The sequence below is a fragment of the Flavihumibacter sp. genome (genome assembly GCF_036676075.1).
Classification (GTDB): Bacteria; Bacteroidota; Bacteroidia; order Chitinophagales; family Chitinophagaceae; genus Flavihumibacter.
On sequence record NZ_JAKFDQ010000007.1, the window covers coordinates 610704 to 623996 of the forward strand.

Below are 13293 nucleotides of genomic sequence, written 5' to 3' on the forward strand. Positions count from 1 at the left end.
GATGAAAAAGATCAAAGTTTTGCTGGCCATTGTGCTGGCCATGAGTTTTACCGCCTGCCTGGAAATCACGGAAGAGGTGCAGCTTAATAATGACGGATCGGGACAAATGAATATAACCACAGACATGGGCAAGATGCTGGAATTGCTAAAGGGTTTTGCCACAGAAGAGGACCTTAAGAAAGAGGGGATGAAAGAATCTATGGATACCCTGATAATGCTTAAAGATGTGATGGATACAGTAGAGAATATCAGTGCTGAAGAAAGACGATTGCTACAGAGAGGAAGTTTGCGTATGCAAATGAATTTTGACAGCAACATGCTGAAGATGTATATAAATAATCCCTTCAGCAATCTGGCTGATGCCAACAAACTCAATACGGTGATCAACCAGAATGGCGTGATGGAAAGGGCGATGAAGGGAGTTAACCCGAATGCAGATACGCAAAGCGGCGGATCCAATGGCGGGCTTGATAAGATCGGATCCATTTATGATATTCTGTATAGCAAGAATAGTTATAAGCGTACGCTTAACAAGGCCAAGTATGACACGCTTATGGCCGATCCCAAAATGACGGAAGCCAAGTCGATGATGGCGATGATGGAAGATGCCAAATATACGCTGGTGCTCAAATTGCCGAGAGCTGCAAAAAAAGTATCCAACCCGAAAGCAACCTTAAGTGCTGACAAGCGGCAGGTGACCCTGGCGGGAAGCATGACGGAGATGATCGATAAACCCGAAACACTTGAGATCAACGTCGAGTACTGATGCAGGTTAGAAACTGGTTATACGGATATGGTGTTTGCGCCTTGTTGCATTTGTTTGCCATTGCAGCAGATCTGTATTGGTTGAGGATCATAACCAAGCCATTGCTGATGATATTATTATTGGTCTGGTTTCTTTCTGCAACCGCCAACATCGGCACAGGTAAAAAACATTTTATCACCGCTGCCATATTCTTTTCGTGGCTGGGGGATCTATTCCTGATGGGAAGTGGAGAATTATATTTTATAGCGGGGCTGGCTTCCTTTCTAACTGCCCATATTTTTTACATACTATTTTTTCTTTGGGCACGTGGCGCTACCACCACTTCAACACCGCTGAACAGGGTGGTTATACTAGTGTTGCTGGCCTATGTGGGGGTATTCTATTATTACCTTTCTCCCCATCTGAACCATATCCTGAAAATTCCTGTTTTCGTATATGCGCTGGTGATAGCTTCCATGTTTGCGGCGGCCTGGCATTCATTTCGACAGCGGGGCGGTGTATTGATTGGGGCGGGTTTATTCATTGTATCAGACAGCCTGCTTGCGGTAAATAGCTTTGTAGAAAACTTTTCGATGGCTTCGTTGGCAGTAATGATCACCTATATTTTGGCGCAGGTGTTGATAGTATATGGTGTAACCGGATGGCTGGAAACAACAAAAAGATATTTTTCAATATGAAACAGACAGATTTCCTTGTTATAGGGAGTGGCATTGCCGGATTGACCTATGCCATTAAAATGGCGGGGCGTTTTCCGGATAAAAAGATCACGGTTGTGACCAAAGCGGCAGCCGACGAAACCAATACCAAGTATGCGCAGGGAGGCATAGCGGGAGTAACCGATTTTGAGAATGACAGTTTCGCGAAGCATATTGAAGACACCCTCATAGCGGGTGACGGGCTCTGTAATCCACAGGTAGTGGAGATCGTGGTGAAGGAAGGAGTGCAACGAATCCGCGAGCTTATAGAATGGGGTGCAAAATTTGACAAGGATGCTGATGGAGATTATGCGCTTGGTATGGAAGGCGGACATAGTGAATACAGGATCCTGCACCATAAGGATGTGACGGGAAAGGAAATTGAGCGTACACTATTAGAAAAGGTAAAGCAGTATCCTAATATCGAGTTCATCAAGCATTGGTTTGTGATAGAACTTATAACGCAGCACCATCTTGGATTTCTGGTAACAAAGAGCACTCCTGACATCCAGTGTTATGGTGTATATGCGCTCAATACGCATAACTACCAGATCGAAAAAATACTTGCTGGCACCACCCTTCTTGCAACCGGAGGAAATGGGCAGGTTTATCGCACCACCACCAATCCATCCATTGCAACAGGTGATGGTGTGGCAATGGTTTACAGAGCAAAGGGCCGCATTGAAAACATGGAATTCATCCAGTTTCACCCTACTGCCTTATACGAGCCCGGCAGTGGCGGACAGGCATTCCTGATAACTGAAGCTGTTCGGGGAGATGGTGGTATTCTGCGCAACAGAAAGGGTGAGGCCTTTATGGAACGCTATGATGAGCGGCTTGATCTTGCCCCTCGTGATATTGTTGCAAGGGCTATAGACAGTGAGATGAAGATCATGGGTACCGACCATGTTTTCCTTGATTGCAGGCATATGGACCAGCAAAAATTCATACATCACTTTCCAAACATTCATGAGAAATGTCTTTCTATCGGTATAGATGTTTCAAAGCATATGATTCCTGTTGCACCAGCTGCCCATTATAGTTGCGGCGGAATCAAGACCGATGAGTGGGGACGCACATCTATCCGCAATCTTTATGCGGCCGGGGAATGTGCTTCAACGGGATTGCATGGAGCCAACCGGCTGGCTTCAAATTCTTTGCTGGAGGCAATGGTATTTGGTCACCGTGCTTTTGATGAAGGGTCCAAACATCACGTGGATCCTCTGGATGATGCCATGATACCAGATTGGGATGCGGGTGGTACAACTGACCCAAGAGAAATGATCCTTATAACCCAGAGTTTAAAGGAGCTACAATTAATTATGAGCGACTATGTTGGAATCGTGAGAACAGATGTGCGACTGGAAAGAGCCATGAAGAGGCTCGACCTCCTATGGACAGAGACGGAGCAACTTTATCAAACAACAACGGTATCACCCCAGCTCTGTGAATTGCGAAATATGATCAGTGTTGCATTCCTTATTGTTAAGGGGGCGCAGTTCCGTAAAGAGAGCAGGGGTTTGCATTACAATACAGATTACCCGGAAAAAAGCGGATTGCTGCAGAATATCGTGCTTTGATAAAATACCGTGTTTTTCTCCCCTCCCACTACTTGGAAAGAGAGGAAGTGCCCGTTACATTTGTAGCCTGAACCAACTCAACATGTATTACCTGGTGTACGGATTTCTTTATGTTGTATCGCTGCTGCCGATGTGGGCGCTTTACCTGATTAGCGATTTCGTGGCCTGGCTTCTGTTTGATGTATTCAATTATCGTTACTGGGTGATCCGCATGAATCTGAATCTTGCATTCCCCAGAAAGACCCAGAAAGAGCGGGATGAGATAGCCTATCGTTTTGCGAGGAATTTTACTGACACTTTCATGGAGACCATCAAACTGTTTTCGGCCAGCGATGCGTTTATCCGTGAACGTATGCCGGGCGATTACCATGTTTTTGAAGACCTGTATAAAAAGGGTCTTAAATGCCAGGTGCATATGGGGCATAATTTCAACTGGGAGCTGGGAAATCTTTCATTCAGTTTGAATAGCAGTTACCAGATGCTGGGAGTATATATGCCCCTGAAGAATAAGACCATGGATCGTATCTTTCGCAAGCTCAGGAGCAGGACTGGAACCATCCTTCTTCCGGCAACGGATATGCGAAAGAGCATAATGCCATACCGTGACCAACAATACCTGTTGGGGCTCGTAGCCGACCAGGTACCTCCCCGACCCGAGCGGGCCTTCTGGATGGATTTCCTGGGAATGCCTACGGGCTTCATTCCGGGTCCTGAAAAAGGTGCAAGGGCGGGTAATATACCAGTTGTATTTGTGAACATAACTAAAGAAAAGCGTGGTTATTACTACCTGCATGCAACACTGGTTACGGAAGATCCTGCACGTTGGCCTGAAGGTGAGATGACGATACAATACCGGGATTTTTTACAGCGAGTTATCCGCCAACACCCCGATATGTGGTTATGGAGCCACCGACGATGGAAAAAACCATGGAAGGCTGAATACATTGCACAATGGATCGATCTTCTTCCACCACCGCAGCGTGGGATCAACCCTTATGTTTCAAATAAATCAGTCTGATTATCTGCTGAAATAACCTCTCCCTGCCACAATTCTAAATATTTATCACACTTAAAAGCTAAACATGAATGAACTATTTAAGGTAGTGCTGGTGGATGACCATGCCCTGCTGAGAAACGGGTTGGCAAGACTGGTGGAGGGATTTGATCAGTACCAGGTGATATTTGAGGCAAACAATGGCAAGGAGTTAATGAACATGATCGACCCATTGAATTTACCGGATATCGTGTTGATGGATTTCAACATGCCGGAGATGGATGGATGTGCTACCACCAGCTGGTTGAAAAGGCATTACCCCGATGTCAAGATCCTGGCCCTGTCTATGTATGACACAGAGAATGCTATCATCAGGATGTTCAAGGCCGGAGTAAGGGGTTATGTGATGAAATATGCAGACCCAAGAGATTTGCGGACTGCCATGGATGCGCTAATACAAAAGGGATATTATTATTCGGAACTGGTAACGGGCAGGCTTATTCATACCATTAATGGATATGAAGAAGAGGAAGGCAGGAATCCAATTTCGGTTTTGAATGACCGTGAGATTGAATTCCTGCAATATGCCTGTACGGAAATGACCTATAAGGAAATTGCAGGGAGAATGTTTCTGAGTCCCCGTACCATAGATGGTTACCGGGACACCTTATTTGAAAAGCTGCGCTTAAAGACAAGGGTGGGGCTGGTGACCTTTGCGATCCGAAATGGGATATTTTCAGTTTAATTCAGCTTGCTGACCTCTTTTTCAAGAGGTATCCGTTTCTCTTCTTTAATAGCGGGAAATCCTCCTGTAATGATCCGGAGATTATGAATACCCTGTCTTTTCAGAAGGGAGGCAGCGATAACGCTTCTTTGTCCCCCACCGCAATGGATATAGAGATTTTGAAACTCCTCGAAATTGGCAATAGTTGCCAGGTCGGTCATTTCAGCGAGGGGAAGGTTTTGCGCGCCGGTAACATGAGATTCATTGTATTCAATAGGGCTGCGAAGGTCTACAACGATCAGATGAGGATCATGTGGAAGATCCATAGCAAGTTCATCGGGTTCAACTTCGATCAGGAGGTCGACCGGGGCGCCGATGTTTTGCCAGGCTTCAAATCCACCTTCCAGTACTGCGCTGATATTCCGAACCCCGGCTTTGCGGAGGCGCTCTACAGTAGAAGCTTCTTCACCGAGGGGAGTAATGAGATTGATATTAGTGCTGCCTTCGGTGTAGGTAGCAGCCCATGAGTCATAGCGACCATCGGGTCCGATACCAAGGGAGCCGGGAACAAAGCCAATGGAGAATTCGGAAGATGGTCGGGTATCGATTAGGGTTATATCTAAAGACTTGAGTTTTTCCTGTAATTCGGCAGGAGAAATAAAACTAAATGCTGACATAGCTGAAAGTAAAAATTAAAACTGCTTGTTGAGGTGTAATAAAAATAGCGGACCGAAGGCGATCCGCTATAAACTATGGTAGAACCAATTAGCTGATAATGTCTTCCACGCAGCGACTGATTTCAATGATGCGGGGTTCATTCAATTTGTAATAAATGAATTTACCATCGCGTTCAGTCTTCACAATACCTGCGCGGCGAAGAATTGCGAGGTGTTGAGAAGCAACGGACTGCTCTAACCTTAACCTGACATAAATTTCAGTTACGGTGAGTTTGTCACTCTCTTCCAACAACTTCATGATCTGCTGACGCAATTTGTGATTCATCGCCCTTAGTGTAAGAGCCGCTTTTTTTACATGTAAGAAATCTACTTTCATTTCCGAGCCTTCTACCTCGTTAACCACTAGATAATTTGCTGCTACTGTGTTCATGTGTGAAAATTGGATTTATGATTGTCAACTATTTGCCTTAGCCTAAACATGCAAATTTACATTGCAATTTTTTAAAATGCTTCATGATTTTGCTTTTTGGGGGCTGTAAAAAGCTTTTACGTAATTCGGTTCTGTGTAAGCAAGATCAGAAAAAGCCTGTTTGGCATACATTTCAGCCGCTAATTGGGCTGTTATAATGATATCGGCATGGATATTTTCAAAGTATGCGTTAACATTTTTTAACATGTTTTTATATTTCGCAGCTCCATCCCCGAAGAAACAAACCGGTTTTTCGAGGAGCCATTTATCAAAACTATCGGGTTCAAGGACCAGGGCAAAGGCCTCCTGGAGTTGCTGCCCGTTCTCATCAAAGAGGGCGGTAAAGACCTCCATCCGGCGAGCATCTATCATGGGGCAGAGCAGCATTGGTTTTTCCAGTTGTTTTACTGCTGTTTTGGCCATTACAAGTAAAGAACTCATTGTGATAAGCGGTTTACCTAAGGCATAACAGAGGCCTTTGGCGGAAGAAAGTGCAACCCGAAGTCCGGTATAAGAACCCGGTCCGGCGGTAACGGCAACTGCATCAAGGGAGGATAGTTCAGTGGATGAGGCCTCAAAAAGCCCCTTTATAGCGGGCTGCAACCAGGCAGCATGGTCTTTTTGAAGGGGGTTCACCGATTGAATATGATGTTCGCCCAGAGACAGGCAAATGCCGGCCTGTTCACCTGCGGTATCGATGGTTAATATTATGGCCATTATGATTTGGCAGCCGCCACCAATGCTGGGGCGGGCTGGTATTTTTTATCGGTAAGAGACATAATTTCCAAAAGTTCTACAATATTATCATGGCCTATCCGGGAAGCCCACTCGAAGGGGCCGTAAGGGTAATTGGTACCCAGTTTCATGGCGGTATCTATATCTTCTTCTGTACTTACGCCTTCTCCCAGGGCATGATAGGCTTCATTAATTATCATGGCTATTATACGGGCTCTTACCATTCCGGCGGTATCGGGAGCCATTACGATACTGAGTCCGCAGGCCAGTGCAAATTGTTCTACCGCGTCGGGCAGTTCTTTACTTGCAGCAGCAAGTTCGAGAACGGATTGGTGGCTGAACCCTGTCCACCCATTGAAACGGATCATTGAGGAACCGATCTCCCTGGTGGTATATGAAACAGAATTGACAATGACCGGTGCTGCCAGTGCTGTGAGGCATTTTATTCGCTCCGCTGAAGGGGAAAAATCACAATCGATGAAGAGATTGGCATGAGCCTGGCAAAAGAGACTGAAATCATGATAATGATGCAGAATAACGGGCTCTGCGCAGTTCACCGGGAAAGGATCATGACCTGGTTTCACCATCATGGCAACAGAAAGTGGGGGAAGAATCATGGTCAAAAGTACAAAGCATTATTTTTGTGGAATGGAAAAAAAGATCATCAATACTCCGCATGCGCCTGCACCGATCGGGCCATACAGCCAGGCTGTACAGGTAGGTTCGTTTTTATACATATCAGGCCAGGTGGCCATCAACCCTGTAACCGGAAATCTGGAGGCAACTGATGCAGCAGGGGAAACGGAGCAGGTTATGCGCAATCTCAAGGCCGTGCTTCATGAAGCCGGAATGAATTTCAGTGATGTGGTAAAAACGACCATTTTCCTGAGTGATATGGGTTTATTCAATTCAGTGAACGAGGTTTACGGCAGGTTTTTCGATAGCGATTATCCAGCCCGGGAAACCGTTGCCGTTAAGGGATTGCCACGAAATGTGAATGTTGAGATAAGTATGATTGCTGTTAAGGGCGAATGACACCAAGCTCTTTTCCAACCTTTGTAAATGCAGCGATGGCTTTATCGAGGTGTTCCCGTTTATGAGCTGCGCTTAGTTGAACCCTGATACGAGCCTGTCCTTTTGGCACAACCGGGAAAAAGAAGCCGATCACATAAACCCCTTCTTCAAGGAGTTTTGCTGCGAATTGCTGGGCAATCACTGCATCATAGAGCATGATGGGCACAATAGGGTGGTCACCGGGACGGATATCAAAACCTGCTTCTGTCATCTTAGATCTGAAATAAGATGTATTAGTTTCAAGTTGGTCGCGCAGGGAAGTTGTTTCACTAAGCATATCCAGCACAGCAATAGAGGCACCAACAATTGAGGGTGCGAGTGTATTACTAAAAAGATATGGTCTGCTGTGTTGACGCAACATCTCGATAATTTCTTTACGACCACTGGTAAAACCACCCGATGCCCCGCCGAGGGCTTTACCCAGGGTGCCGGTGATGATATCAATGCGGCCCATCACTCCGCGGTATTCATGGGTGCCCCTTCCGGTTTTACCCAGGAAACCCGAAGAATGACATTCATCGATCATTACGATGGCATCGTATTTATCGGCCAGGTCGCAAATGGTGTGCAGCTGGGCTATGGTTCCGTCCATACTGAAAGAGCCATCTGTTACTATAATACGGCTTCTGGCAGCGGCGGCGGCCTGGAGCTGAACTTCCAGATCGGCCATATCATTATGTTTGTAACGGAAGCGTTGGGCTTTACAAAGCCTGACACCATCAATAATTGAAGCGTGATTCAGCTCATCGGATATGATGGCATCTTCAGTGCCAAAAAGTGGTTCAAATACTCCCCCATTTGCATCGAATGCTGCAGCATATAAAATAGTATCTTCTGTACCCAGGAATTCGGCAAGCTTTTTCTCCAGCGTTTTATGGATATCCTGTGTACCACAAATGAAACGTACGCTGCTCATGCCATAGCCATGGGAATCAATCGCTTTGTGGGCAGCTTCTATAACCCGGGGATGGGAAGAAAGTCCGAGGTAATTATTGGCACAGAAATTCAAAACCTCTTTTCCATTCACCATGATCTCCGGTCCCTGTTCACTGGTGATGATGCGTTCTGATTTGAATAAGCCTGCGCTCTTGATCTCTTCTAATTCTGTAGCAATACGTTTCACGAATTTTTCGTTCATCAGGAAAATTTTAGGGCCCAAAAATAGGAAAGAAAAGTGCTGATGAGCAAATAAGGAAACAGCGTGTCATCTTATCGAGAGCCATCCTTTTTAACTTTTTTAAATGCAACCTGTAACATGAGGTAATTAAATTGCGTCATATTCCTAAAACCTGCACATGAAAATTCCATTCTATATTAAAGCATTGGCCACCGCCATACTATTTATTGCGGGTTTTGCCATATATCATAATTATTCTTACGGAAGCACGGAAAAAAATATGCAAGCCTGTTGCCTGAAAGAAAAGTCATGTGATGAGGAGAAAAAATTGATTGTTCCGCAGCCTGTTACGGGTGGCAGTTCAATAATCTGGGATTCAATGAGTGGAAACCTGCTGATGCTCACATTTTGAATTTAAGCGGGAAAATGCTTGTTTAAGGGCAATACTGGTACTTAAATTATGCTGATTCACCCCTGAAAATGCCCAGGCGAACCAATAAATGAATGATTCCTGACCCTCCCCCGCCCGCCGGGGGATATTTTTTTACCGGGGATTGTAACTTTATGGTTTCATAATCCGTACTACAAGCAAACCATCCTGAAAATATCAAGTTCAACTGTTTATGACTGAAAGGGAATACAATGAATGTGTGCGGCAATATGCAGATAATGTATATCGCTTCATCGTAAAAAACCTCCGGCATGAGGAAGATGCACGGGATGTGGTACAGAGTGCATTTGAAAAAATGTGGCAGCGAAGGGAGGAAGTGGATTATGAGAAAAGCAAGAGTTATCTCTTTACGGTTGCCTACCACCAGATGATAGATCACCTTCGAAAGAGCAAAAGGGTTCTATTGAAAGAGGGATTCAGTGAGCAGACAAGTATCATTAACAAACCCGTGAACAACCTGAAGAAGATACTGGATGAGGCGCTGGCCAGGTTGGGGGAAACACAGAGGAGCCTGGTGCTGTTAAAGGACTACGAGGGTTATTCATACGAGGAGATAGGCAGGATAACGGGACTCAGTGAGAGCCAGGTGAAGGTTTACCTGCACCGTGCGCGGATACAGTTAAAAAACTGGCTGGTGCGACCTGAAAATGTTGTTTAGTCACCCAAAAGGAAACACAATGAACATCAACAGAAATAATTACGAAACGATCTTCCTGCTATATGCTGACAATGAGCTGACAGCAGCCGAGAAAGGTTGCGTAGAAGATTTTATAAAAGAGAATCCCGACCTGAAGGCTGAACTTGAAATGTTCATGCAGGCAATACTTCCAGTAGAAAGCAGCCTGGGATTCCCGGATAAAGAAAGCCTGTTTCGTACAACGGATACTGATAGCCTGGTGAATATCACCAATTATGAAGACTGGTTTGTACGATATGCCGATGATGAACTGACGAATGAAGAAAAGGGGGCAACTGAATTATTTGTTTATAAGCATCCGGAGTACCAGTCAGATTTTGAACTCATGCAGCAGACTAAGCTGGTACCAGACATGAGTGTCAAATTCCCTGATAAGAAATCATTATATCGTTATGAGAAGGAAGAGAGCCGTCCGGTGGTGATCGGTATGTGGTTCAGGTATGCGGTGGCGGCGGCAGTTTTGATAGCTGCAGGTATTTTCTGGCTGAGTCAGAATAATGTGGTTGAAAATAATTTGGACGGAACTGTAACTATTGCATCACAGCAACCGTTAAACGAAAAGAAGGATGTGGATGATAAGCAGGAAACAATCATTCCTGAAGAAAAAAAGGCAAGCGAGTTAGTGGCAGGCAAAGAGAAGAAAAAAGTATCAGCAGGGGAATTAAAGGCAACAGGTAATAGTGAAAAGACAAGTGTGGCGGAGTCTGTTGCGAATAACGATAAGAGGCGTGATCCGGAAGCAGTGATAACACCTATAATAAAGGACAATTTAAATGCGGTGAATGTAGAGGTTGTCGCAGCAAAAACAGTTCCTTCTGCAGGTATAGATAAAGTGGTTCGGATAGTTCCTGATGACAGGCCGAATGTAGTGTATGCAAGTAATGCCGCAGAAGAAGATTATATATTCGTGCCAACAGATAACCTGGTGAGAAAGACGCCGCTACGGGGGATCCTTCGCAAGGCAGGGAGATATCTCGAACAAAAAAATCCACTTTCCACAGAACGCAGTAAGGGCGGTGTATTCACTGCCTCAGCAGAACAGTAATCAATCACTTACGATAAAACAAAGGATATGCTAAAGAAGATTACCTTTTTGGCCCTGGCAAGTATTGCCGTAATGAGCAGCCAGGCCCAGACAGATACCACCAAACAACCAACACCAGCTGGTGATACCGTCAGGATCGGGAACATCATTATTCTGAAAAACGGTGGTTCAGAACCTACGGACAATGATAAAAATGTGACCATCAACATTAACACCAACCGAAAGAAATCGTCAAGTAAAGTGACGAATTGGGGAATTGTTGATATTGGCTTCAATAATTTCATTGACAATACGAACTATGCGAGTGCTGAGGCGCAGGCATTTGCTCCGGGATCGAGTGAGGACTGGTTTAACCTTCGCAATGGAAAATCAGTGAATGTGAACATCTGGATATTTACACAAAGACTTAATCTCATCCAACATGTTGTAAACCTTAAATACGGAGTAGGTATTGAATTGTACAACTTCCGTTTTGAAGAAGACATCAGATTCAGGAAAGGACCTGCACGCATTGAGTTAGACAACCAGATAAATTACACCAAAAACAAGCTGGCAGCTGATTATCTGACAGTGCCTGTGATGCTTGATTTCAACTTCACGCCCAATAAGGAATACAATAAATCATTTGGGATCAGTGCAGGTGTAAGCGGAAGTTATCTCTATGCCAGTCGTCAGAAATACAAGAGTGGTGAAACGGGTAAAGAGAAAACCAAGGGAAATATCGGACTGAGAGATTTCAAACTGGCATACGTAGCCGAAGTACAACTTGGTCCGGTTAAACTATATGGATCATATGCAACAAAATCAATTTACAAAAAAGGGCTTGATCATACACCCTATGCGGTTGGATTAAGGCTGAGCAACTGGTAGTCTGATTTCATACTATATTAATGTGGCTACTCCCCCGGGGAGTAGCCACATTGTTGTATATTGAAGGCATAAATCATTTTAAATTATGAGTTATAATGTAATTGACATTGAGGGAATCGGAGAAACTTATGGAGCCAAACTTGAGTTACATGGCATAAGGACAACAGGGGATCTATTGCAGAAGGCAGGTACAAAGGCGGGACGTGAAATACTTGCGGCAGCAACAAGTATTCCGGAATCACTGATACTTACCTGGGTAAACCATGCAGATCTATTTCGCATCAATGGTGTTGCGGGTCAAACGGCTGAATTGCTTGAAGCGGCCGGAGTAGACACGGTAAAAGAGTTATCAACCAGGAATGCCGCCAATCTTCACGCTAAATTAATAGAAGTAAACAAGGAGTTTGGGTTAACCGGAAAAGTTCCTTCATTAGAAATGGTAGAGGGAATGATTCTTGCATCCAAATCGATGGAACCAAAGGTTTTCCATTAATCTTATTTATAAATTCAAAACAAAAAGCATGAAAAGAATCGGAAGGGTTTTACTGGGACTGGCAATAGCCAGTGCAGTGTCGTTAACGGCATGTAAACCAAAGGACACGGACATTGAAAAAAATGTTACCACCGCTGTTGCGGGTTATCCGGGTGTAAGTGTTAGTGTTAATGATGGTGTGGCTACCATTTCGGGTGAGGTTGCCGATGAATCCACAAAGGCTGCTGTTGAAACTGCCGCTAAATCTGTGAAAGGAGTTAAATCGGTAACTAATAATCTTTCTGTTCCGCCACCACCACCACCAGTGGAGATTAGTGCCGATGCCACGCTTCAGCAAACTGTTGCAAGCACGCTCACTTCAATGGGCCTGGGCCAGGTAGTGGCTACTGTTAATGATGGTGTTGTAACCTTAACGGGTGAAATCAAAAAGGCGGATCTGCCTAATCTGATGCAAAAGCTTAATGAGCTGAAGCCTAAGAAGATTGAAAATAAATTGACCATTAAATAAATAGAACATCATGGCATTACAGGAAAGTAAATATAAAGCGCTTGTTGATGCTGCTACGGCAAAAGGCATCAGCGATCTTCAGGTTCGCGAGCAGGAAGGTGTATTATATATTGATGGTACTGCTCCTAGCAGTTCGGCAAAGCAGGAGTTGTGGGATCTGTATGAAACCATTAACCCGGATTTCCGCGATTCTGATCTGGTGATGAATCTTTCTGTTGCGGAAGGAGCTGAGGAAACGTATACGGTACGCAGCGGAGATAGTCTTAGTAAAATTGCGCAGAAATATCCCGGCATCAGTTGGAGGGAAATTTACGAAGCCAATACGGACAGGATCGAAAATCCTGATCTTATCCAGCCAGGATGGGAATTGAAGATCCCCCGCAAGTGATATCCGTCTG

18 protein-coding genes are annotated in these 13293 nt (G+C 44.8%); 13 read left to right on the forward strand and 5 right to left on the reverse strand.

The genetic code is table 11. From position 1 onward, the window contains the following. Nucleotide 1: 1 nt before the first annotated feature. The 5 genes from V6M43_RS05455 (at nt 2) to V6M43_RS05475 (ending at nt 4780) form a co-directional block, all read left to right on the forward strand. Nucleotides 2-766, forward strand: coding sequence for a hypothetical protein (locus V6M43_RS05455; RefSeq protein ID WP_332733120.1), 765 nt, complete (start codon nt 2-4; stop codon nt 764-766). Beyond that, nucleotides 766-1443, forward strand: a complete 678-nt coding sequence (locus tag V6M43_RS05460; protein ID WP_332733122.1) for a lysoplasmalogenase — start codon at nt 766-768, stop codon at nt 1441-1443. Before V6M43_RS05455 ends, V6M43_RS05460 begins: the two co-directional genes overlap by 1 nt. Further along, nucleotides 1440-3041, forward strand: a complete 1602-nt coding sequence (gene nadB / locus V6M43_RS05465) for an L-aspartate oxidase (protein WP_332733123.1) — start codon at nt 1440-1442, stop codon at nt 3039-3041. Before V6M43_RS05460 ends, nadB begins: the two co-directional genes overlap by 4 nt. An 82-nt stretch (nt 3042-3123) precedes the next feature. Beyond that, on the forward strand, nt 3124-4059 hold the full coding sequence (locus V6M43_RS05470; protein ID WP_332733125.1) for a lysophospholipid acyltransferase family protein: 936 nt from the start codon (nt 3124-3126) through the stop codon (nt 4057-4059). 64 nt (nt 4060-4123) lie between these two features. Next, complete coding sequence (locus V6M43_RS05475) at nt 4124-4780, forward strand: response regulator transcription factor (RefSeq protein WP_332733127.1); 657 nt, start codon at nt 4124-4126, stop codon at nt 4778-4780. On the opposite strand, the gene V6M43_RS05480 is transcribed toward V6M43_RS05475, so the two are convergent. From V6M43_RS05480 to V6M43_RS05495, 4 genes are all read right to left on the reverse strand, one after another. Beyond that, nucleotides 4777-5436: a rhodanese-like domain-containing protein gene (locus V6M43_RS05480; protein WP_332733129.1), complete on the reverse strand. Its 660-nt coding sequence runs from the start codon at nt 5434-5436 to the stop codon at nt 4777-4779. The genes V6M43_RS05475 and V6M43_RS05480 overlap by 4 nt on opposite strands. Nucleotides 5437-5524: 88 nt before the next feature. Continuing rightward, nucleotides 5525-5866, reverse strand: a complete 342-nt coding sequence (locus V6M43_RS05485; RefSeq protein ID WP_332733130.1) for an ArsR/SmtB family transcription factor — start codon at nt 5864-5866, stop codon at nt 5525-5527. Between the two features lie 81 nt (nt 5867-5947). Continuing rightward, on the reverse strand, nt 5948-6622 hold the full coding sequence (tsaB, locus tag V6M43_RS05490) for a tRNA (adenosine(37)-N6)-threonylcarbamoyltransferase complex dimerization subunit type 1 TsaB (RefSeq protein WP_332733131.1): 675 nt from the start codon (nt 6620-6622) through the stop codon (nt 5948-5950). Then, nucleotides 6622-7257, reverse strand: coding sequence for a 3-hydroxyacyl-CoA dehydrogenase family protein (locus V6M43_RS05495; protein WP_332733132.1), 636 nt, complete (start codon nt 7255-7257; stop codon nt 6622-6624). Before V6M43_RS05495 ends, tsaB begins: the two co-directional genes overlap by 1 nt. A 31-nt stretch (nt 7258-7288) precedes the next feature. Here V6M43_RS05495 and V6M43_RS05500 point away from each other — a divergent pair, with 31 nt between their 5' ends. After that, on the forward strand, nt 7289-7675 hold the full coding sequence (locus tag V6M43_RS05500) for a RidA family protein (protein ID WP_332733133.1): 387 nt from the start codon (nt 7289-7291) through the stop codon (nt 7673-7675). On the opposite strand, the gene kbl is transcribed toward V6M43_RS05500, so the two are convergent. Further along, nucleotides 7662-8852 carry a glycine C-acetyltransferase gene (gene kbl, locus V6M43_RS05505; protein WP_332733134.1) on the reverse strand — a complete coding sequence of 397 codons (1191 nt, stop codon included), beginning with the start codon at nt 8850-8852 and terminating at the stop codon, nt 7662-7664. The two genes, V6M43_RS05500 and kbl, sit on opposite strands and share 14 nt — an antisense overlap. A gap of 157 nt (nt 8853-9009) precedes the next feature. Here kbl and V6M43_RS05510 point away from each other — a divergent pair, with 157 nt between their 5' ends. The 7 genes from V6M43_RS05510 (at nt 9010) to V6M43_RS05540 (ending at nt 13283) form a co-directional block, all read left to right on the forward strand. After that, complete coding sequence (locus V6M43_RS05510) at nt 9010-9243, forward strand: hypothetical protein (RefSeq protein ID WP_332733136.1); 234 nt, start codon at nt 9010-9012, stop codon at nt 9241-9243. A 211-nt stretch (nt 9244-9454) separates the two neighbouring features. Further along, the gene (locus V6M43_RS05515; RefSeq protein ID WP_332733137.1) at nt 9455-9940 is read left to right on the forward strand and encodes an RNA polymerase sigma factor; all 486 of its coding nucleotides are present in this window, start codon (nt 9455-9457) and stop codon (nt 9938-9940) included. A gap of 19 nt (nt 9941-9959) precedes the next feature. After that, nucleotides 9960-11024, forward strand: a complete 1065-nt coding sequence (locus V6M43_RS05520; protein ID WP_332733138.1) for a hypothetical protein — start codon at nt 9960-9962, stop codon at nt 11022-11024. A 27-nt stretch (nt 11025-11051) separates the two neighbouring features. Further along, entirely contained in the window at nt 11052-11894 is an 843-nt protein-coding gene (locus V6M43_RS05525) for an outer membrane beta-barrel protein (RefSeq protein WP_332733139.1), read from the forward strand. Nucleotides 11895-11979: 85 nt separating this feature from the next. Continuing rightward, complete coding sequence (locus V6M43_RS05530; RefSeq protein WP_332733140.1) at nt 11980-12387, forward strand: DUF4332 domain-containing protein; 408 nt, start codon at nt 11980-11982, stop codon at nt 12385-12387. A gap of 28 nt (nt 12388-12415) precedes the next feature. Next, nucleotides 12416-12895 carry a BON domain-containing protein gene (locus V6M43_RS05535; protein WP_332733141.1) on the forward strand — a complete coding sequence of 160 codons (480 nt, stop codon included), beginning with the start codon at nt 12416-12418 and terminating at the stop codon, nt 12893-12895. Nucleotides 12896-12905: 10 nt separating this feature from the next. After that, a complete protein-coding gene (locus V6M43_RS05540) occupies nt 12906-13283 on the forward strand; it encodes a LysM peptidoglycan-binding domain-containing protein (RefSeq protein WP_332733142.1) in 378 nt (125 codons plus the stop codon). The last annotated feature ends 10 nt before the right edge of the window (nt 13284-13293 follow it).

Bases quoted from the DNA above. Each gene is read 5' to 3' on its own strand.
- V6M43_RS05455 (WP_332733120.1), top strand. From the start codon at position 2: ATGAAAAAGATCAAAGTTTTGCTGGCCATTGTGCTGGCCATGAGTTTT.
- V6M43_RS05460 (WP_332733122.1), top strand. From the start codon at position 766: ATGCAGGTTAGAAACTGGTTATACGGATATGGTGTTTGCGCCTTGTTG.
- nadB (WP_332733123.1), top strand. From the start codon at position 1,440: ATGAAACAGACAGATTTCCTTGTTATAGGGAGTGGCATTGCCGGATTG.
- V6M43_RS05470 (WP_332733125.1), top strand. From the start codon at position 3,124: ATGTATTACCTGGTGTACGGATTTCTTTATGTTGTATCGCTGCTGCCG.
- V6M43_RS05475 (WP_332733127.1), top strand. From the start codon at position 4,124: ATGAATGAACTATTTAAGGTAGTGCTGGTGGATGACCATGCCCTGCTG.
- V6M43_RS05480 (WP_332733129.1), bottom strand. From the start codon at position 5,436: ATGTCAGCATTTAGTTTTATTTCTCCTGCCGAATTACAGGAAAAACTC.
- V6M43_RS05485 (WP_332733130.1), bottom strand. From the start codon at position 5,866: ATGAACACAGTAGCAGCAAATTATCTAGTGGTTAACGAGGTAGAAGGC.
- tsaB (WP_332733131.1), bottom strand. From the start codon at position 6,622: ATGGCCATAATATTAACCATCGATACCGCAGGTGAACAGGCCGGCATT.
- V6M43_RS05495 (WP_332733132.1), bottom strand. From the start codon at position 7,257: ATGATTCTTCCCCCACTTTCTGTTGCCATGATGGTGAAACCAGGTCAT.
- V6M43_RS05500 (WP_332733133.1), top strand. From the start codon at position 7,289: ATGGAAAAAAAGATCATCAATACTCCGCATGCGCCTGCACCGATCGGG.
- kbl (WP_332733134.1), bottom strand. From the start codon at position 8,852: ATGAACGAAAAATTCGTGAAACGTATTGCTACAGAATTAGAAGAGATC.
- V6M43_RS05510 (WP_332733136.1), top strand. From the start codon at position 9,010: ATGAAAATTCCATTCTATATTAAAGCATTGGCCACCGCCATACTATTT.
- V6M43_RS05515 (WP_332733137.1), top strand. From the start codon at position 9,455: ATGACTGAAAGGGAATACAATGAATGTGTGCGGCAATATGCAGATAAT.
- V6M43_RS05520 (WP_332733138.1), top strand. From the start codon at position 9,960: ATGAACATCAACAGAAATAATTACGAAACGATCTTCCTGCTATATGCT.
- V6M43_RS05525 (WP_332733139.1), top strand. From the start codon at position 11,052: ATGCTAAAGAAGATTACCTTTTTGGCCCTGGCAAGTATTGCCGTAATG.
- V6M43_RS05530 (WP_332733140.1), top strand. From the start codon at position 11,980: ATGAGTTATAATGTAATTGACATTGAGGGAATCGGAGAAACTTATGGA.
- V6M43_RS05535 (WP_332733141.1), top strand. From the start codon at position 12,416: ATGAAAAGAATCGGAAGGGTTTTACTGGGACTGGCAATAGCCAGTGCA.
- V6M43_RS05540 (WP_332733142.1), top strand. From the start codon at position 12,906: ATGGCATTACAGGAAAGTAAATATAAAGCGCTTGTTGATGCTGCTACG.